This window comes from Imperialibacter sp. EC-SDR9 (genome assembly GCF_902498805.1).
Taxonomy (GTDB): domain Bacteria; phylum Bacteroidota; class Bacteroidia; order Cytophagales; family Cyclobacteriaceae; genus Imperialibacter.
On the sequence record NZ_LR701605.1, the window covers coordinates 44,843 to 64,998 of the forward strand.

Consider the following 20,156-nt stretch of genomic DNA (forward strand, 5'->3'; position numbering starts at 1 on the left):
AGGAAATTGAAGTTAATCGCTAACATATCAGTCTTGCTTGTTGCTTGCTTTTTAGCAGGTATGGTCTCCTGTCGGGTGAAAAAGTTTATACCAGAGGATGAGCTGCTCTACACCGGATCGAAGATAGACTTGAAGGCTGAAACCAAAGTGAAGGGCCTCGGTGGGATCCAGGATGAGCTGATGGCTGTGATGACGCCCAAACCTAATTCAAAAATACTTGGCTTTCGCCTTGGGTTGCTGTCGCATTACAAAGCAAAAAAGGAGCGGCCCGGGTTTTATTATCGGGTTTTGAATAAAAAAATAGGGCAGGAACCTGTATATATGTCCGACGTAAATCCTTTGCGGGTGGTGGAGCTGATGAACAACCGCCTTGAAAACCGGGGCTTTTTCCGAAGCGAAATTGCTTTCGTTGAAGGCAAAGGAACTAATAGAGGATCGTTTAGTTACACGGTGCGGTTAAAGACACCTTACATCATCAATAGCTATCAGCTGGACAGCGGTTCGCTTCCAGTTTACAGTGACATTGCCGGCTATTTGAAACGAAGTGAGTTTGTTAAGCCTGGCATACGATTCGATTTGGAGCAATTGCAGGCAGAGAGAGACAACATAGACCAATTTTTAAAAAGCAAAGGTTACTACAACTTCAATGGTGACTTTCTCATTTTTGAGGCCGACACCAATAGCCACGAAGGTAAACTTGTAGATCTTTACCTCAGGCTGAAGAAAGATGTGCCTCATAAGTCGGTGATTCCCTACGAAGTCACCTCCATTAATGTGTTTCCCAATTACACCTTGGATGAAGGTGCCGATAATGACACGGTCACCCTGGCAGCAATTAACTTCATTCAGGACACCATATTTTTCCAGCCCAGGCGTCTCGCTCCTTATATATTGCTTGAAAAGGGTAACAGGTATAATTCTACAGTCTCGCAACGTACAAGTAGCAGGCTATCATCAATTGGAAGTTATAAATTTGTGAACATCCTGTACGAAGAAACAGACAAAGAAAATACCAGTGATACCCTGGGGGGGTTGGCCACCTCCATCTACCTGTCTCCCCTTAAACGGAGGGCTTTGCGGGCTGAGCTGCAGGGTGTGACCAAGTCCAATAATTTTGCCGGTCCGTCGCTATCACTCACGCATAGCAACCGAAACCTGTTTCTGGGTGGCGAAACGCTGAATGTGACAGCCGAGGCAGGCTATGAACAACAGCTGATTAAAGGCACCACTACCGGTTTGAGTAGTATCCAGCTTGGCCTGAAAGGTGATTTGCTCTTTCCCAGGTTATTGTTTCCAGTGAAGGTGAGCGAGAAGTTTAAATATGCTGTACCAAAAACAAAATTAAGCGCAGGGATTGAATACCTGAACAGAAGTGACCTTTACACGCTTCAGTCGGTTTCAAGCACCTTTGGCTACAGTTGGAACGCCAGCAGGTATGTATACCACGACCTCAATCCAATCAGTGTGAACGTAGTTAATCTAGCCAAAACGACTACTGAGTTTGAAGCCATACTCGCTGAAAACGAATTCCTTCAGAGCAGTTTCGACCAGCAATTTATCGGTGGCCTGACCTACACATTCACCTACAATGAGTTGCTAAGTTCCGGCATCAGAAACCCCTTCTTTGTGACACTCAACGTAGACATGGCGGGCAATGGGATGGGTTTGCTCAATGAATTGACGTCAGCGAAGGAAGAAAACACTTTCTTTGGGCTGGAATATGCACAGTATTATAAAAGCGACATCAATATTCAGTATTACGCTTATCTCAGTAAAACACAGAAGCTGGTGACGAGACTCTTTGCTGGTTTCGGCTTTCCTTATGGTAATTCCGTAACCCTGCCGTTTTCCAAACAGTATTTTTCCGGAGGGGCGTACAGTGTGAGGGCGTTCCGTGTGAGGTCGCTCGGGCCTGGAACGTATTACCCCGACACCGACGACGCCAGTTCGTTTTTCGATCAGGCGGGCGACATCCGGCTGGAAGCCAACCTGGAGTATCGTTTTCCCATATATTCCTACCTGAAAGGTGCACTTTTTGCCGATGCCGGCAACGTGTGGCTGTCCAACGAAAATGAGGCATTGCCCGGCGGTAAGTTCACTTCCGGTTTTATTAGGGAGCTGGGCGTTGGCGTGGGAACGGGCGTGAGGCTGGATATTCAAAACTTTGTGATCAGACTCGATCTTGCTGCCCCCATTCAGAAACCTTACCTGCCCATGGGAGAGCGCTTTGGATTTGACTGGAAAAATCCTGTACTCAATTTTGCTATTGGGTATCCTTTCTAGTTACTGAGCTCCATTAGTTCGTGTGCAAGATTAGCTTTTGCCTGAAGTTCATACTTCGAATGAAATGCGTCAGTTTTGAAAATTCTTTCCATGTCCAGGAAATGTCGGATCACTTTTCTTCGCCCTTTTCTATACACAAAATTGGGGTAAACAGCATACTCCTTTCTTACTGCCCTAGCGTATGTCTGATAGATTTCAGAGCTTTCTCCCAGAATTGCCAGATCAATGTCGAGTAGGTACTGGGTATCGCTGTCTTGTGTGGCAGTATGCTCCTTTGTCGCCAATATCTGCTTTACGCATCGTGCTATTTTTTCTTCAGGTACTCCCAGCGTCACGAGCGCATCGTTTGCGGCCACAGCACTTTTCTCCTCGTTGTCATTCCTTAGAGTGTTGTACACAAAGTCGTGGTAGAAAATGCTGAATAAAAGTGCATCAAAATCAGCAATTTGCGACTTACACCCGGTGGCTTGATTGACCATATGTTCGATATGGGTCAAATTGTGGTAATGCCGACCAGATGAGGAATACGCATTTTCAATCTCCTGCCATAGCTTATCAATCAACAACTGATTTTGCGAATACACTGCGGCCAACTCGTGCCATACCTGCCTGATGTTTTTCATGCAACTGCACCGTTTCGGTTCGTCATGAATAGCAGCCTTGGAGTGTCAGCGATCAATTGAGGTTACTGATTGCCCTCGTTAGCTTTTGCTGAACCTCCTTTGCTATGCCTTCCAGGTCTGTGTTTTTTACTGAGCCCATGGAAGCGATTGGGTCAACTGCCGACACCTCAATTTCTCCGTTGGCATGCTCTTGCACCACCACGTTGCAAGGGAGAAAAACGCCGATTTTTTCTTCGCTTTGGAGGGCTTTGTAAGCGAACTGAGGATTGCAAGCACCCAGAATTTTGTACTTTCTGAAATCTACATCCAGCTTCTTTTTCAGCGTTTCTTTGATGTCAATCTCAGTCAGCACCCCAAATCCTTCTTTTTTCAATTCAGCGGTCACTTGTTCTGTTGCTTCATCGAAGCTTTTACCCTTTAGTATTTTATTTATGCTGTAGCTCATGGCTTTGCGATTAAATAGTGTTGTTAATTGTTCCTGTTCTTTCAACAAAAAGCCGGGAGATATCATTCAGAAAAATCAGCTTTTACTCACCAGACAATACGGATAAGCTCTATCAATTTAAAGCCGTTCTCCTTTTCCCCCACTTCACTACCTCGAACCAAATAACAAACAGGAAACCAACTCCACCACTTGTGCCTAACTGCCCCAACCCAAGGGACTCAAAACCAAAGAATCGTGTAAGCGGAGGCACAAAAAGAAGCAACCCTAGAATGAGGACAGTAACGCCGATAATGAGTGGAACCAGGTTGTTTTTATACTTTAAGGTAGTGAGGACTGAGTAGAAAAAAGACCTGTTAACCAGTGTGAGAAAAATATTAGAAGAGATGAGCGCCACAAAAACCATGGTGCGGGTAACACCTTCATTGGCTCCTGCATGAACCGCCAGCTGGTAGGTGAGCAAAGTGCCCGCTGTGATTGCTAATCCTTGCACCACACTGGTGGTAAGCTCCCTCGAATTGAAGAAAGTGCTGCTGAAAGGTCGTGGTTTTCGGATCATTGTATTTTTCTCCAAAGGCTCATTTTCATAGATGATGGAGCAGGTAGGCCCCATGATCAACTCAAGCAAAATGATGTGCAGGGGCGAAAAGATATTGGGATATATCCAGCCCAGAGCCAGTGGAAGAAACACAGTAAGGATGATTGGTATATGTATGGAAATAATATACTGGATGGCTTTTTTCAGGTTCGTATAGATTTTCCGTCCCATGGCCACTGCTTCCACCATTTTGGAAAGGTCGTCTTCCAGCAAGATAAGCGACGCTGCCTGCTTGGCGATTTCTGTACCTTTCTTGCCCATGGCAATGCCAATGTGGGCGGCTTTCAAGGCAGGCCCGTCGTTGACGCCGTCGCCTGTCATGGCCACAATCTCATTCCTCGCCTTCAGGGCGTTAATAATTTTCAGCTTGGCCTCGGGGAACATGCGGGTGAACACCTGCACCTCTTCCACTTTTTCCCTCAGCTCGTCTTCCGTTAGCTGCATCAACTCATCGCCGCTCATACTTTTGTCGAACCCGTGGAAGCCCACCTGTCGGGCAATGGCCCCGGTGGTGAGGGCGTTGTCGCCAGTCACAATCTTTACTTTGATGCCTGCGCCGTAAAACTGTTCCAGTACTAACGGAATATTCTTTTTTGGAGGATCGTAAAAGGCCACCAGGCCTTTGAAAGCAAAGGGAAACTCCTGCTGAGTGGCCGGGAAGTTGTTGCCATTGAAGCTGGCTTCGCCCACCCCCAACACCCTGAAGCCATCCTTTGCCAGGGCGTCAATGGCTTCATGTACTTGCTCCTTTTCACCTGTCGATAGGCCAGATACGGCAATCATCGCTTCGGGGGCTCCTTTGGCTGCAACGATGCGGGTACCTTTGTCGTCCTCAAAAATATGCGTCATCATCGGTGGCTTCCCGCCCAGCGGATACTCATGAATCATTTTGAAGGCGGGTCGTTCATCAGCTACCGTAAATTGTCCGTAGGCTTCGTGCAACGCCACTTCCATGGGGTCGAAAGGGATGGGTTCGCTGGCCCACATGGCCAACCGGACAAGAGACTGAGCGTCTGCTGAAAGCGGCTGACTGGCATCCACTATGTCCTGCGAAGACAGCACAAATAGCCTGGCCAGGCTCATTTTGTTCTCGGTTAGCGTGCCGGTTTTATCAGTGCAAATCACCGTGGCGCTGCCCAGTGTCTCCACAGTTTTCATCTGCTTCACCACTATGCCCAGCTTCATCAGTCGCCAGGCACCAAGGGCCATGAACGTGGTGAAGGCCACGGGTATTTCTTCCGGCAAAATGCTCATTGCAAGTGTCAGCGCCTTCAACAGACTGTCCAGCACATTGTAAGACTGGAAATAATTGATGGCCCATACAATCAGAAAGACAATGGCGCCGATCAGCACCATCTTCTTGACAAAGTTTGCTATCTGCTTTTCCAGCGGTGTTTTTTCCTCGGCGATGTCTTCAAGGCTTTTGCCAATTTTGCCGAGGTTGGTGGCGTTGCCAATGGCAGTAACAGTGACAACGGCCAATCCACTGGCCACTGTTGTGCCCAGCGAAACCTTGTTATCTTCCTTAGTTGCATCTTTATATACCGCCATCGACTCGCCGGTGAGAATCGATTCGTTGACAGAAAAATCATTGGAATGTAGGATGATGCCATCTGCGGCAATGGTATTGCCCTCTTCAATCATCAGGCTGTCGCCCACCACCAGTTCTTCACTTTTTATCTCTGTCGTTTCGCCACCCCTTATCACCTTGCACATGGGCTGGCTAAAGTTCTTGAGCTTCTCCAGGGCGTTGCGGCTGCGGGAGTCCTGGTACAATGAAATGCCCGCTACCAGCACAATGGCCGCTGCCAGGAAGAGGCCATCACCGAGATTGCCGGTAAAAAAGTAAATGGAGGACACAGCCAGCAGCAGCACAACCATGGGCTCTGCGGCGATGCTTTTGAGCGCTTCGATAAGGCCGCTCTCCTTTTTGTAGTTCAGTGTATTGGCACCATGCTTTTTCCTGGCTTCGAGAACTTCTTCAGACGAAAGACCTTGAATATTAAAGTGATTGCTGGCCATAGAGGGTTCGTTGCGCAGTAGTTTCTTGTGTCATCAGCCACGTGATGTTTAAAGGCCGTTTAGGAAAGTAGTGGAAAGAATCGGTTCATTAAACAGAAATGAATAAAGAATTCTGAAAATAGCGGCCTGCTGTACATGGTAGCTGGTCAAACTGCGTCTGTAAAGGGAAGCGCAATGTCATAAGTGAGCGAAATAATTGCAAAAGACTCATATTGAAGCTATTATCGTAGGTTGAGGGATAGGGAAAGTGGGTGCACATGGCGCTGGTGCCCAAATGATAACTGAAAACTTTGGAATTTTTTACCGCATATTTGCTGGTAAGTAGCTTCTGGTAAGTGATGCAAAAGTGACTTGAAAGTCGGCGAGTGATATGATTGCATGGCTTTTTGAGTCATGCGGTTCACTCGCCTTGAGAATAATAGTACACCCTATAGCTAATAACGCAAAACAATGATTGTAGGCCTTCTAAAAGAAAGCGGAAATGAACAGAGAATCGCTTTTTTACCTGAAATCGCAGCCAAATTGGTTCAGCAGAAAGTTCGGGTTTTTGTAGAAAAAGATGCAGGATTAACGGCATTTCAATCCAATCAATTATACGAGGAAGCAGGAGCGGAAATAGTTTCACGAGAAGAAGTGTTGGCTAAATCTGATTTGCTCGTGCAAATCGGTGAGCCATCGCCCGAGCTGGTGGAGCAGTTGGGGAGCGATAAGGTTTGGCTGAGTCAGTACCATCCTCTGTGGAATAAAGAACTGGTGAGGCTTTTTCTGGATAGGGGCATTACCAGCTTTAGTATGGACTCCATACCCCGGACGTCGAGGGCGCAGGCAATGGATGTGCTTTCGTCGATGGCTACTGTTTCAGGCTACAAGGCCGTGCTGGAAGGAGCCAGCCAGCTGCCCAACTTTTTCCCCATGTTCATGACTGCAGCAGGCACCATCCGTCCGGCCACCGTATTGGTGCTGGGAGCCGGAGTAGCAGGCCTTCAATCGATAGCTATTGCCCGAAAGCTTGGTGCTCAGGTGCAGGCTTTCGATGTGCGCTCGGCCGTGAAAGAGGAGGTGATGAGCCTTGGGGCCCGGTTTGTAGAAGTGGAAGGGGCCAGGGAAGACGCTGCAGCAGGTGGATATGCGGTAGAACAAACGGACGAATTCAAACAAAAGCAGCAACAGGCCATCAACGACCATGCTGCGAAAGCTAACGTGGTGATATGCACAGCCCAGATTCCAGGTAGAAAAGCACCGCTTCTTCTGCCGAAAGAGGCAGTGGAGCGAATGAAGCCGGGGTCTGTGATTGTCGATTTGGCGGCTTCGAGTGGTGGTAATTGTGAGTTGACTCAGGACAATGAGACCGTTGTGCATCATGGCGTAAAAATCATCGGGCAATCAAACTATCCCTCGCTAATGCCGGTGGATGCCAGCAAGATGTATGGAAAGAACGTTTTTAATTTTCTCGAATTGCTGATTGCCGACGACGGGTCGCTCAATCTCAATTTCGACGATGACATTGTGGCCGGCACATGCATCACCCACAAAGGGGAAGTTTTAAATAGCCGGGTAAAATCACTTTTTGGAGAGCTAATTGACATTTAATGGAGCAGATATTTGTTTTCTTTTTCACCTATAGAGAGGCCATTTTCATTATCGCCTTGTCCGTTTTTTTGGGAATTGAAGTAATTTCCAACGTGCCATCAGTGCTGCATACCCCGCTCATGTCGGGAGCCAATGCCATTAGTGGTGTCATCATTATTGGCGGGATTATCCTCGTTGGCCATGCCGATGCGTCGAAAGTATCGCTGGAGCTGATTTTAGGAATTCTTGCCATCATTTTTGCCACGCTCAATGTGGTCGGTGGTTTCGTGGTGACAGACCGCATGCTGGAGATGTTCAAAAAGAAAAAGAAATAAACCATCTATGGATCAGGTAATAGGAAGTCTAAATGGTGTCGATTTCACCCTGGGCGGGGCTTTGCTCGAACTAAGTTATTTACTGGCCGCTCTTCTCTTTGTGGTGGGCTTAAGGCTGCTGAGTCACCCGGAAACAGCCAGAAAGGGAAATTTCTATGCGGCTGCCGGAATGTTTTTGGCCATGGTCACCACATTGCTGCTGCACAAAGACAGCCAGGGAGAGGCTATTCCATTGGCCAACGTATGGATCATTCTGGCGGCGCTGGGAGTTGGCACCGTACTGGGCTGGGTGATGGCACTGCGCATTCAGATGACGGCAATGCCCCAGATGGTTTCGTTTTACAATGCCACAGGTGGTGCAGCCTCTGCCCTGGTGGCGATGCTGGAGTTTCCGAATACCGACATGGGCAATGTGGGCTCGGCGCTGGCCACACTGTTGGGGCTGATAGTGGGAAGTGTTGCCTTCAGTGGTAGCATGTTGGCCTACGGCAAACTCGACGGAAAAGTTGGCGACACCGTCTCCGGCTGGATGAAATACCTGAACTTGCTTCTGCTGCTTGTAGTGGTCGGGCTGTCGGCTTACATGATGGCGTCAGGCCAAACAGCGGGTGAGCTGAGCTGGGCACTGTATCTGCTGCTCGGCATTTCATTGGTGTACGGGATCACTTTCGTGATGCCCATTGGTGGTGCCGACATGCCCGTTGTTATTTCTCTACTCAACAGTCTCACGGGCATCGCTGCCACCATGGCTGGGTTTATTTACAGCAACCAGGCGATGATCCTGGGCGGTATTTTGGTGGGCGCCGCAGGCACCATACTCACCGTGCTCATGTGCAATGCCATGAACCGATCACTGCTTAATGTAATACTGGGGGCCTTTGGTGGAGCAGGGGCAAGTGCGGGCACCGGACCCGAAGGCGACATGAAGGAAATCAGCATGAGCGATGCTGCCATTTTGCTTTCTTACTCTAAAAGCGTAGTGATTGTGCCTGGCTACGGCCTGGCAGTGGCGCAGGCACAGCATGTTTGCCATGAACTCGATATGTTGCTGGCCGACAAGGGTGTGCAAGTGAAGTACGCCATCCATCCGGTGGCCGGCCGCATGCCCGGGCATATGAATGTGCTGCTTGCTGAAGCCGACGTGCCCTACAGCCAGCTGGTGGAGATGGATGACATCAACACCGAAATAGCCAACACCGATGTGGTAGTGGTTATAGGTGCCAACGACGTCGTGAATCCGGCCGCCATCAATAATCCCGGCAGCCCCATTGCGGGCATGCCAATCATCAATGCGCATTTTGCCAGAAACATTATTGTGATGAAGCGAGGCAGGGGCAAGGGCTATGCTGGCATCGAAAACGAACTCTTTTTTGATCCCAAAACCAGGTTGTTGTTCGGCAATGCCAAAGACACGTTGCAGAAGCTTGCCAGCGAGGTAAAGAGTTTGCATTAGGAAAGCTCGCTGGCGTTTTTTTAAGCCAAGGCCATCACAGGTGTCCTTGGTTCCAAAAGAGAGCCTGATGCAGTGCTATTTATTCAAGCCCCAGGAAATTACTTGCATTTTGAAAGTAAACCTTTTCTAATACTTCCCTGGGCAGGCCCAGGCCTCTGGTATGCTGCTTCCTGATGACCAGCGAATCGGTGGTGCTTAGGTACCGCCATAGGTCGTTGTAAGTGGCATCGAGGTCTTTCTGCTCAGCGTCGAGTTGTTCGGCTGTCCAGCCCTCTGCCGGATCGTAATTCCCAAAGTCGGTGCCGAACATGATCCTGTCCTGGTACTTCACATAGAAGGCCTTCACCTTGTCGCTGTTCTGGCTGGCCAGGTCGCCAAACCGGGCCGCAGGCTCTACCATCATGTTGGGGTACTTGTCCAGGCGCTCGGCCACCATGTCCACACTGTGCGACATGCTGCCCATGTGGGCGCACAAAATGGGCAAATCCGGATTAGCTTCAATCCACCGGTCACGGGCAGCAATGATGGTTTCATAGCTTGGGATCTCAGGATGGGCGAACGCATGGTATTGCGGATTGTTTTTGTAGTACTCGTAGTGCGGATTCATTGGATCGTCCAACGGCCGCCAGGCCTGCACTGGCTCACCTATATGGGCCATCACGGGGATGCCGTTTTCCTTTAGAAAATCCCAAACAGGCTGCAGGCGGGCATCATCAATCTGGATAAAATTGCCAGCAGCGTCTTTCGTCACCATACCAAAGTTCTTCCACACCTTCACCATTCTGGCTCCGGTGGCAATCTCGTTTTTCAGCCGTTCAATGTTTTTGGCGGCAAAGTCTGGGTCATCAATCCCCACACCCACCAGGGAACTGCATAGATAGAATATCTCTGGGTTTTCAATGTTCATGTCTACATACTCTTCCCAGCTGCGCTGGACGCCAGCAGAATCCTCATGAGCCACATCCACCAGCACTGCCTGCATGTTCCAGTCCTGAAAAAAGGAGGAAAGGTAGGGTCGGGGATAGCGGTAGTGCGCATGCACATCTATTTTTCGTATCGTTTGCTGTTCGATTGCCTCTGCCTGACTCGTGCCAGTCTTTTCCTTGGCGGGGCTACAAGCCCCAAGGATGAAGAGAAGGAAGAGATAAGAAACTACGTTTTTCATATACATTGGACACAGATTAATTATTGGTTAGTAGTTCAGGAAAGCGCTGTTGCTCACGAAGGCGATGCGTTTCCAGTCGGGTGACCAGTTCGGCACATTCATAGAGCCCTGGCCTCCATAAATATAGCCAATAATTTTTGGCTCACCCCCGGTAATCGGCATTAGCCGGATATAGCAGTGCTTATAAAACGGGTGCTGTCCTGAGTCCACCGTTCTTGGGAAGGAAATGAAAACGATCCATTTGCCGTCGGGAGAAATGTGTGGAAACCAATCGTTCAGCTCGTCGAACGTGACCTGCTCCGGATTGCTTCCGTCGGGCTTCATGCGCCAAATCTGGCCTATGCCAGTCCGATTGGAGTTGAAGTAAATGTATTTCCCATCCGGGGTGTATTCAGGCCCGTCGTCAAGCCCAGGAGTTTTGGTAAGCTACACTTCCTGGCCTCCTGAAGCAGGTATTTTGAAGATATTCCATGTTTTGTCACGCACGGCAGTGTATACCAGCTCTTTGGCATTTGGCGACCAGCCATGAAGGTAGGAGGGGCCATTTGGGGTGAGCCGTTTCGGATTGCCGCCCTTTCTGGGCATGGTGAAAATAATCGAATGCCCGTCTTCCGGTGGGGCGCTGCTGATTCCCATTTGCTTTCCATCAAATGACAGCACATGGTCGTTGTTGTTTCTGACAGCAGCGCCAGTTTCCAGTTTTGTTGGCTTTCCCGTTCTCAAATCAAAATCATAGAGCAATCCATCGGAATTAACCGTAAAGACATTATTGTCTACCATCCAGTTGGGTGCCTGCCAGGAATTATCTGCGCTGAAAACGATTTTCCGATCGCCCGTGGCGATGTCCATCAGCTCAATATGACTACCGATATAATCTCTGTAGGGCACATAGTCTGGCTTTGGCGGAACAATCAACCGCACATTTTTGAATGTGGCTGTTTCAACCACGTCGGGGTTGTGGGCACACACCGACAGACCAATATACACCTTTTTGCCCAGCTCGATGCCCGATACCTGCTCCTCAAAAAACCGCTCTCCCATTTTAGCTGCCGACATGATGAAGGTGTCCCCTCTTCGTTCCAATTGAATGACATCAGCATGGGTCATGACGAACGCCTTCTGGTCCATGTCCGACTGTGGATTTTCACGGAACTGCAACGACACAAGTCCATCGCCATGCACAGCTGCCGACACACAAGGGGAGTTCACTTCGAGGCTATGCCTTACCATCCAGCCGATTTTCCTGTGTGGGTCAACACCCTCACCAACAAATGCTACGTTTGCCCTGAGGATAAAATCGCCTGTCATTTTGCGGTAGGCATACTGAAACTCATCCTTCTGGCCCCATATATTTTGCCCTGAGCCCGAAATGGCATATGACTGTTTGTCGGGGTCATAGGTGGTTTTTCCGGCTGTTTTTGTGGCGCCTACATCTACGTTGTTGGTGAACACTCCGAGTGCAGCAGGCTGCGCCATGGCGGAGTAAAGGAATAGCACAAAGATGAAAGTGCCGCAAAGGTTCAATAGTGGTGTGTTACATTTCATAATGGTGTTGTTAATCACTGAAGTAAAAAGATAGATAATCCAACGTCTGAACTGCCGACGGATTTGACAAGTGAGTATAAAAAACAACTTCCCGAGGACGGCGTTGTGAACGCCACACGGGTAAGTTCCACCATAAACTTAAACAGCGCCTTGTGTGGCCGCTGAACAATTAAATGTAGTCAAAATTATTGACGGGAGGAAGGGCCAGGAGTAAGACCAGGATGGGCGAGCGGGGGGCAGGGCGCGCAGTCAACCGATCTGTTACCGCAGGTTATTCAGGTTGAGGTATTTTGTATTTGTCCTTGCCGTCGGTTAACCATTCCAATGTGAGCCGGACAAACACATTTTCCTGGTAATCATCTTTTTCAAAAAATAAACCAATATCACCATTTGGAAGTATGGTCATTGAAGAATAAGCCGAACCTCCATGATAAATGGTTTTCCCATCTGTCCAACTCTTTCCTTCATCATAGCTTATTCTTATGGTCATATTGCTTCGTTCGTCTTTCATTTTTGCATTTGAAAACAGTATTCTGTTTTTGTCAGCCCCTTCATTAATCGAAGTATACCTGATAATGCTGGCGTTGCAGCCCGGATCGATAAGCGATGAGTCGGGTTTAGAGAGCCATGTTGCCCCTTCATCGGATGAGGCATGAACAAACCTAAATCCCCCACTATTTACACGACTATTTATCATCCATGTGCCGTCGGTAAGCTCGATTATTTTGGATTCATCACCTGGTATAATTGGGGAGTCAATTAAATACCAACTTTCACCGTGATCGTCGCTTCCAAAAAGATGAAGGCCTTTTTCTAAATCCACCAGGGTGTGTAATAATTTACCACTACTGGCTTGTATACCCCTTCCGGAAGTAATGAACTTAAAATCATTGTGCCATTCCGGTTTTGTAATTTGTGAGGTGATATCGACAGGCGAACTCCACGTTTGCCCATTATTTATACTTTTAATTACTTTCAGATAATACACATCTTTTTCATGGTCTAAATCCATGAAATTAAAGAACATGAAAATTGCACCTGTGACTTTATCAACGATCATTGATGGATCTGAGGCTGATTTACCCAAAGGGTAATCAACCACAGTTTCAATCTCAGACCAGGAATCGCCACCGTCAGCGCTCCTTCGTATAACTATATTTATGTCCCTGCTCAATTTTAAGTCGCCGCAGGAGGGCACCCTTTCATCAATAGCAGCAATCAAATCTCCATTTGGAGCAGTAATAATTGCCGGAATCCTGTAGCATGCTACCCCGGCCCGCTTGGTCGCATTAAACAAATCCTTAAAATCAACGGCTTCATTTTTAGTTTGCACCCGCTCAGTTTGAGGGTAAACTATGAGTGACGCCGCTGAAAAAAGTAGGGTAAGCAGTCCTTTCATTGTGCTAAGATCGTTTGAATGTATGGTTCGTGAAGTGAGCTAGGTGCAGCGCTGTTTCCACTGGCGTTTGACCCTATGCACTGAACGTGGTTCGGGCGGGGCCGTGACTAAATTTAAACTATGTAGCGCACAATCCAAGCCAACTGCCACCAGATTGCCAATAAGGCATGCATTCATTTTTACCGTGTAGCTTTAGTTTTAATGGTTTTTGTATTTTGGTTGTAAATTACATGCTATGATCAGGCGGTTAACCTTTCTAATTGTTCTTTGCGCCTTGGTTTCTTGCAAAGAAGAAGAGCCCGACCCTTCGGTGGAGGACTGGTGCCTGGTTTTTGAGGATGAATTTGATTCCTTAGATCAAGCAGTCTGGGAAATCTCAGTAGCACCAAATGGTATCACCTACAGAACAGATCGCCAGAAAAATGTTAGAGTAGAAAATGGCTTGCTCATCATGGAACTTCACAAAGAAGATTATGAGGGATATGCCTACACCGGATCCGATATCGCCTCTGTTGACTATTATCAATACGGAAAAATAGAGTGCAGAGCAAAGCTCCCAACTGCTAATAGAGCCTGGCCTGCATTTTGGATGTTGGGGTCGTATGATGAATACGGAGAATGGCCGAATTGTGGGGAGATCGATATTTTGGAGTACTGGGGGTACAATGCTCCTGACGTTTATACAAATATTCACACCAAGAATTCGAATTGGAAGAATGGCAGGAATAGAGAAAAGCATTCAACTTCAGTTTCTCTTCCAGATGCTACCGAACAATTTCATATTTATGGACTGGAATGGTACAGAGACCGTTTGGAGTTTTATATAGATGGGAGCCATTACTGGACTTTCAACAAGTTTAGCAACAACTGGAGGAAATGGCCGTTTGATCACCCCATGAGGATCGTTTTTCAGATGTTTGCAGCGACAGATTATGAGGGGTCCGATGCAGACCTGCCTGATCAATTTGAGGTAGATTATGTCAGGGTCTATAAAGCCTGCGAGTGATCTTTCAAACCAAAATGGCATTTATGGAGCTGCTACGGTATTAAAAATCTTTGGCCATATTCTCCCTAACGCCTGCCAAAAATGAATGTGGGAGTTTTATGCAGCTCCGCTTCTACTGGCACTTAGCCACGCCTTGCCCGCCGTAGCTTTAGCGAAGGTAGGGCGATGATAAAATTATACTTTGTGGCGCAGAATCCAAGCCAGCAAATGATTGAAAACTGATGAAACCACCATTCATTGTTAGCGGCTTGTTACACACACTTAGTCCCTCTGCCAAGGCGTCGATGTCTGAATTTCATTATAAGCTTTGTGCAATGGGGCCATTAAAGCAGGAGAGTTCCTCGCTAGTACCTCGTTAATCTCAGTATATTTCGTATTCAAACCCTTCTCATTGGTGCAACTCAACAATAGCCTAAACACATTTAGAATGTCTGAATCCGTACGTGTCTCTAATTCCGTCACAACCATCGAAGGGTCTGCCAAAAGTTTGTTTAGGAGACCAAATCCGTCGACGTCGTCAGTATTTTGCCACTCGCCGTCCACACATAGGTCTATGTATTTTTTATAATATGCAGACTTGTCAATTGTCCTAAGATGGTAGAAAAAGAAGATGATTTTCAATCGATCATGGACGCCGTTTAAAGGAAGCATTCCTGTTTGCTGGTCAGCACCAAATATCGCATTTAGTTCGCCAACCGAATTTGGATATGCGCAGAAGAAATCTTGTTCGATTCGGCTATTGTGTGTAGTGTCTGTGGCCAACCTAAGCAGGTATGCAAATTTATGACTTGGGCCAACAAATTCTTTTTCAATGCATTGTCCAGGTGCTTTGAAGCAAACTATGCTAAAAAGTATGAATAAGAATGTTCGCACGCAGGTGATTTGTGTGTAACCTCGGTAAAATGAGTGGGGGAGTTTTATGCCGCTCCGCTTCAACTACTTCATAGCCACGCCTTGCCAGCCGCAGCTTTAGCGAAGGTAGGGCGATTATAAATTTAACTTTTGTGGCGGAGATTCCAAGCTAGCAAATGATTGAAAACTGATGACGCCGCCATTCATGGAAGCGCTGTGTTAGCATTATCTTTCCTTCAGGGCTTCTTCTATCATTGATTTGATTTCAGCGTCTCCAGACTCCTTGGCGAGTTGCAATGTTGTTTTACCTTTTGGGTCTTTGTAGTTGAGCGGAGCATTATATTCAAGTGCAAGTTTAACCATCATTGGGTTCTTAGTTTTAATGGCTTCATGGGATATGCACTCCCCGTCTCTAGCTACATAGTCAACTTTTACTCCTTGTTCGAAATAGAATTTAGCAAGTTCAATGTTATTACTATAAACAGCTGCCAATAGAGGGGTTACACCGTCATCTGCTGAAGATTCAATATCCGCACCATACTCTAATAGCATTTTTATAAATTCTACGGACCCTGTTTTTGAGGCAAATCTTATAGGTTGTTGGTTGGATGTGGCACTGGATCTCCAATTCACATCGACTCCATTGTCAAGCAAGATCTTAACAGCCTCAAAAGAATTTGCTCCGGAGCCAATCATTATTGGATGCATGCCATTTTTTGCAAGAAAGTTAACGTCTGCACCGTTTTTCAAAAGAATGTTTAGAGCGATTGTGTCATTGCGAAAAACAGCCATCCAAAGAGGCGTCAGACCTTTGTCATTGAACTGGTCTGTTTTTTCACCATTCACTAAGAGCCGTTCAAGTTCCGAGTGATTCTTTTGCTCAAGTGCTTTGAAAACAGGTTGGGAAAAAACAAAGGTTGGGAAAGCTATAAGAAGGATCAGTATTACCTTTTTCATAGTTGCGTTCTGAAGATTTATTAATGCTTACGCACAGCTATGATGAGTGGGGATTAGAAAGCACTAACCTTTCCTCTCGCACATAGCCACGCCTTGATTTAAATTTAAAACTTGTAGCGGACTTTCCAATCCTCACCAAACTATCCTGACCGATGAAACCCCATTCATTCATAGCATTTGTGTGTGCCCAGCATGGGCATCTGGTATCTAAGATACCAAATTATTCCAGAGGGTGTAACCGGCGTGGAACGATCCCTTGTGCACGGATTCGTACCCCGAAGCACTAGCAAGTCGCAAGCTCGTATGCCGTGAGGCACGGAGTGAAGGAAGCGAGCCTGCAAAACCTGGTTCCAACGAACAGGAACTGGATACAGAGGCTGTACAAGTCGGATGAGGTACCACACCATACTGACGTCCAAAGGATGGCTTGCCATTTTGGTACTTGTGCAGTAGATCCAGTGGATATTGGGTGAAGGAATATGCCCTTACCTGGGGAGATCTCTGACTCCAAAGATTGGAGCTTGAGAAGTCAGCCGAGGTCATAGTACCGATTGGGAAACGAGCTCCGAAAGCCGGAGAGGCCTCACAAGACCGGGAAGGACTGAACATTGAATTGTGTCCTAATTCGGATAGGAATGTCGGTTACGCCGGGATAGCCTAACCTTAAGCGGACAGGGAAGAGGAAAGATGATAGAAAAAGTACTACAACCTAAAAACCTCTATAAAGCCTACCGTCAAGTGGTAGGGAATAAAGGAGCAGCAGGAGTGGATGGGATGCAGATAAGCGAATTGAAGTCATACATTGACGGAAACCGCAAAGCTGTTCTCACCTCAATCCTGAACAGGAAGTATGTACCACAAGCTATCAGAGGGCGGTCCGCCGGTGCGGTAGAGATACCCAAGAGTAATGGAAAGACCAGACTGCTGGGAGTCCCCATTGTAGTAGACAGGTGGCTTCAACAGGCCGTTAGCCAACAACTAGCAACACGATTTGATCGCAGCGGCGAACCGCCTTGAATTCGAAGAAGAGAGCTATGGCTTCCGGCCGGGAAAGAACCTACACGGAGCAGTAAAACAAGCCTTGAGAAACATCAATGATGGCTATCAGGATATTGTGGATGTTGATCTGAAAGGGTTTTTCGATGAAGTGCAACACTACAAATTGCTACAGATGATCTACAACAGGGTAAAATGTCAGACAACCTTATGGTTAATCCGAAAATGGCTACGTGCACCGATCCAGATCAACGGAAAGTTGCACAAACGCAGAAAAGGGATGCCACAGGGAAGTCCTCTTAGTCCGTTATTGTCCAATATATTATTGGATGAGCTGGACAAGTATCTCAAAAGTAAAGGCTTGAAATATGTTCGTTATGCTAATGACTTTAGTATTTATACCAAGTCAAAAGCAGAAGCCCGAAAGATAGGCAATGAAGTCTATCTGTTCCTCAAGAACAGACTGGACTTGCCCATCAACAAGGAAAAGAGCGGTATCAGAAGGCCCAACAACTTTGAGTTGCTCGGGCACAGCTTTGTGCCCACTTACAAGAAAGAGGAAAAAGGCAAGTACCAACTAGTAGTGAAGCAAAATAGCTGGGACAACTTGAAGCGGAAACTCAAGGCTATCACCAAGAAAACGCTACCGTACAGTTTCGAAGAACGCCTTTATAAGCTCAGAAAAGTGTGGATGGGATGGGTGAATAACTACCGACTGGCAAGTATTCAAGCCAAACTCAAACAGCTTGATGAATGGTTAAGGAACCGACTCAGATACTGCATATGGCACGACTGGAAAAAGCCAGAGCGAAAGCGTAAAAACCTAATTAGACTGGGAGTGTCTCAGGGTCAGGCATATGCCTGGAGCAGGACTAGAATGGGAGGCTGGGCAGTAGCTCAAAGCCCTATCCTAGGAACTACAATTACCCTGTCACGACTGAGAAGAAAAGGATATGAAAGTATGCTCGACCATTACTCAAAATCACAACCTAGGATTCAATGAACCGCCGTATACGAGACCCGTACGTACGGTGGTGTGAGAGGCGCACCGGTGAGCTTAACCGCTCATCGGCCGTCTACTCGATTGTGGAGCTTTCATCTATTCCGCAAGTCCCAGATGCTGCCAGTAATTCTTCGCAAGGTTTCCTCGTCTACGGACATTTCCATTGCGTTTTTAGTATAGTCCTTTAGAACAAAATAGATATTTTCTTGTGGCTTGTCGTTCATGATGACCGCCAAAGTTCTGAAGGTCATCGTATCGTACTCATCATCCACCATATCCGCTACCCCTATCGGATCCCAGTCATTAAGTATCTGGCGAATTCTTTGAAACTTAGTCTCCCATTCCGGCTTGAAGTCTTCCGTCGAGCGTCCAGTGTTTTCGAATCCGATTATCTGTCCAACTATGTTTAGAAGATTAGAGAAGTAAAGTCGTGGTTCGCTCTCAAGCTCTTTAACCACAACCTTCAGGTCAGAGAAGCAGTGATGAAGAATTCGGAAATCATCTTGGCTTAGGTGTCCTTTTTGGCTTAGAAACTTCGCTATGAGACCGGCTGAGTCTGAGTCGATGAGAGCCAAATCAATGCCCATGACCTCGAGTCCTTGTGTGGCCGGAAAAGGAGCCTCAGTATGTCTATTATAAAGCAGTTGAATTTCTTTCACGTCCTGTAGGTCATGCTCCACAACGCCTAGGTAAAATGAGTGTGGGAGTTTTATGCAGCTCCGCTTCCACTACATCTTAGCCCTGTCTGCCGACAGGCAGGCACGCCGATGATAAAATTATAATTTGTGGCGGACAATCCAAGCCAACTGCCCTATGACATCTGGTGAAGCCCACATTCATTTTTACCGCTGTGTTGTGCTTCTTTTATTCCGTTTTGCTTAGCCAACCGGCATAATCTTCCCAGTCAGCTCTGTGCTCCGACATTTCCTGCTCGAGTGTTCGATCGTCAAAACCTCGGAGGGAGTTTGTCGGATACTCTGCTTGAGAAACGACATCTCTAAAATCGAAGTTTGCTTTTTCAATTAGGGTGTCCAGCTTTCCGAAGTCTCGATTGGCTAGTTTAAGAATAGCTACGGAAATTCTTCGCCGTCCAGATTCAGTGTCGCTTGCAACAAACTTTAGCTTATTGGATACAATCTCAGACAGCTCTGGAAACTCTCGCTTTATCAGGAAGTCGAGTTGTCCCTGCGATATCGAGGCAATAGGTTGATTGCGCATTTTATTTAATCGTCCAGGTCAAAGTATCGATAGTCCCTTGCTTCCGAATCCAATCGCCAATTTCCTCAAATTCAAATTCAATTCCATTTCCATTCACTCGGAGAAGTTTGGCCAAGTCCATGTTGGACTGAGTTATAATTTTAATCAAGTCGAAGGTGTCCGACATTCGATATAGTTCACGGTAACTACTAAGCACAAATGTACTTCCGTCAGGAGATAAGATAACACTTTGAATTTGGTATTCGACTCCATAAAACCTTATCAACTTTCTGCTGCTCACGTCGATCAAGTAGGTGCCGTCCTCAGTCGGAATGATTGCCAGTCCAGTTTGTGGCGAAAGTGCCAGATGTCCTAGAGGAGCTCCTCTAAATGATCCGTACCAGTCTTGAAATTGAGTATCCTCGAACTTGACCCAAGAAAATATTTGCGAGTTCCAGACACTAGGTCTTTCAAAATGAACCTCATCAAAAGCTCCGGATTCAGGTGGATATGTTAAGTCTGCGTTCAATTACGTCTAGAAGATTATGAAGCACAACACTTGTAACACGCACTAGTGCGTGTTACTTGAGTTTGGCTATTTTCGGCAATAAAAAAGTGCGGCCTGGGTTCTTTCAGGTCTAATTCTACGGCTTTGCATCATAGCCTGAAGATTAACGAAGTGGGTAAAATTGATATTTAGGCTTTGAGCAT

18 protein-coding genes are annotated in these 20,156 nt (G+C 47.0%); 7 read left to right on the top strand and 11 right to left on the bottom strand.

The annotated features are described in order from the left end of the window. Positions 1–6: 6 nt before the first annotated feature. Positions 7–2,283 (top strand): BamA/TamA family outer membrane protein, encoded by a 2,277-nt coding sequence (locus GC130_RS22495; protein ID WP_370455822.1) that lies wholly within the window; start codon positions 7–9, stop codon positions 2,281–2,283. Here the strand turns inward: GC130_RS22495 and GC130_RS22500 are convergent. From GC130_RS22500 to GC130_RS22510, 3 genes are all read right to left on the bottom strand, one after another. Continuing rightward, positions 2,280–2,906, bottom strand: coding sequence for a hypothetical protein (locus tag GC130_RS22500; protein ID WP_152000613.1), 627 nt, complete (start codon positions 2,904–2,906; stop codon positions 2,280–2,282). The two genes, GC130_RS22495 and GC130_RS22500, sit on opposite strands and share 4 nt — an antisense overlap. A gap of 52 nt (positions 2,907–2,958) precedes the next feature. After that, positions 2,959–3,351, bottom strand: coding sequence for a DUF302 domain-containing protein (locus GC130_RS22505; protein ID WP_152000614.1), 393 nt, complete (start codon positions 3,349–3,351; stop codon positions 2,959–2,961). Positions 3,352–3,463: 112 nt separating this feature from the next. Then, complete coding sequence (locus GC130_RS22510) at positions 3,464–5,968, bottom strand: cation-translocating P-type ATPase (protein WP_152000615.1); 2,505 nt, start codon at positions 5,966–5,968, stop codon at positions 3,464–3,466. A gap of 450 nt (positions 5,969–6,418) precedes the next feature. Between GC130_RS22510 and GC130_RS22515 the strand changes: the two genes are divergently transcribed. The 3 genes from GC130_RS22515 to GC130_RS22525 are packed head-to-tail and all read left to right on the top strand — an operon-like array spanning position 6,419 to position 9,325. Beyond that, positions 6,419–7,558, top strand: a complete 1,140-nt coding sequence (locus GC130_RS22515) for a Re/Si-specific NAD(P)(+) transhydrogenase subunit alpha (RefSeq protein WP_152000616.1) — start codon at positions 6,419–6,421, stop codon at positions 7,556–7,558. Beyond that, positions 7,558–7,872 carry an NAD(P) transhydrogenase subunit alpha gene (locus GC130_RS22520; protein ID WP_152000617.1) on the top strand — a complete coding sequence of 105 codons (315 nt, stop codon included), beginning with the start codon at positions 7,558–7,560 and terminating at the stop codon, positions 7,870–7,872. The genes GC130_RS22515 and GC130_RS22520 overlap by 1 nt, the downstream gene beginning before the upstream one ends. A 7-nt stretch (positions 7,873–7,879) precedes the next feature. Next, positions 7,880–9,325: an NAD(P)(+) transhydrogenase (Re/Si-specific) subunit beta gene (locus tag GC130_RS22525; protein WP_226940584.1), complete on the top strand. Its 1,446-nt coding sequence runs from the start codon at positions 7,880–7,882 to the stop codon at positions 9,323–9,325. 79 nt (positions 9,326–9,404) lie between these two features. Here GC130_RS22525 and GC130_RS22530 read toward each other — a convergent pair whose 3' ends face one another. The 4 genes from GC130_RS22530 to GC130_RS22540 all read right to left on the bottom strand — a co-directional run bounded on the left by GC130_RS22530 (position 9,405) and on the right by GC130_RS22540 (position 13,434). Next, the gene (locus GC130_RS22530) at positions 9,405–10,490 is read right to left on the bottom strand and encodes an amidohydrolase family protein (protein ID WP_152000618.1); all 1,086 of its coding nucleotides are present in this window, start codon (positions 10,488–10,490) and stop codon (positions 9,405–9,407) included. 27 nt (positions 10,491–10,517) lie between these two features. Then, positions 10,518–10,814 carry a hypothetical protein gene (locus GC130_RS28965; protein ID WP_226940585.1) on the bottom strand — a complete coding sequence of 99 codons (297 nt, stop codon included), beginning with the start codon at positions 10,812–10,814 and terminating at the stop codon, positions 10,518–10,520. Positions 10,815–10,916: 102 nt separating this feature from the next. Further along, on the bottom strand, positions 10,917–12,035 hold the full coding sequence (locus GC130_RS22535) for a biopolymer transporter TolR (protein WP_226940586.1): 1,119 nt from the start codon (positions 12,033–12,035) through the stop codon (positions 10,917–10,919). Positions 12,036–12,306: 271 nt separating this feature from the next. Next, positions 12,307–13,434, bottom strand: a complete 1,128-nt coding sequence (locus tag GC130_RS22540; RefSeq protein WP_152000619.1) for an exo-alpha-sialidase — start codon at positions 13,432–13,434, stop codon at positions 12,307–12,309. A 235-nt stretch (positions 13,435–13,669) separates the two neighbouring features. Here GC130_RS22540 and GC130_RS22545 point away from each other — a divergent pair, with 235 nt between their 5' ends. Further along, a complete protein-coding gene (locus tag GC130_RS22545; protein ID WP_152000620.1) occupies positions 13,670–14,440 on the top strand; it encodes a family 16 glycosylhydrolase in 771 nt (256 codons plus the stop codon). Positions 14,441–15,517: 1,077 nt separating this feature from the next. Here the strand turns inward: GC130_RS22545 and GC130_RS22550 are convergent. Beyond that, positions 15,518–16,249: an ankyrin repeat domain-containing protein gene (locus GC130_RS22550; RefSeq protein ID WP_152000621.1), complete on the bottom strand. Its 732-nt coding sequence runs from the start codon at positions 16,247–16,249 to the stop codon at positions 15,518–15,520. A gap of 738 nt (positions 16,250–16,987) precedes the next feature. Between GC130_RS22550 and GC130_RS28970 the strand changes: the two genes are divergently transcribed. Both GC130_RS28970 and GC130_RS22555 read left to right on the top strand, forming a co-directional pair. Continuing rightward, positions 16,988–17,266 (top strand): hypothetical protein, encoded by a 279-nt coding sequence (locus GC130_RS28970; RefSeq protein WP_226940587.1) that lies wholly within the window; start codon positions 16,988–16,990, stop codon positions 17,264–17,266. Then, positions 17,241–18,248 carry a reverse transcriptase domain-containing protein gene (locus tag GC130_RS22555; RefSeq protein WP_226940588.1) on the top strand — a complete coding sequence of 336 codons (1,008 nt, stop codon included), beginning with the start codon at positions 17,241–17,243 and terminating at the stop codon, positions 18,246–18,248. Before GC130_RS28970 ends, GC130_RS22555 begins: the two co-directional genes overlap by 26 nt. A gap of 92 nt (positions 18,249–18,340) precedes the next feature. On the opposite strand, the gene GC130_RS22560 is transcribed toward GC130_RS22555, so the two are convergent. The 3 genes from GC130_RS22560 to GC130_RS22570 all read right to left on the bottom strand — a co-directional run bounded on the left by GC130_RS22560 (position 18,341) and on the right by GC130_RS22570 (position 19,974). Continuing rightward, a complete protein-coding gene (locus tag GC130_RS22560) occupies positions 18,341–18,928 on the bottom strand; it encodes a hypothetical protein (protein WP_152000622.1) in 588 nt (195 codons plus the stop codon). A gap of 184 nt (positions 18,929–19,112) precedes the next feature. Further along, a complete protein-coding gene (locus GC130_RS22565) occupies positions 19,113–19,466 on the bottom strand; it encodes a hypothetical protein (RefSeq protein WP_152000623.1) in 354 nt (117 codons plus the stop codon). Between the two features lies 1 nt (position 19,467). Further along, positions 19,468–19,974, bottom strand: coding sequence for a hypothetical protein (locus GC130_RS22570; protein ID WP_152000624.1), 507 nt, complete (start codon positions 19,972–19,974; stop codon positions 19,468–19,470). Positions 19,975–20,156 lie beyond the last annotated feature (182 nt).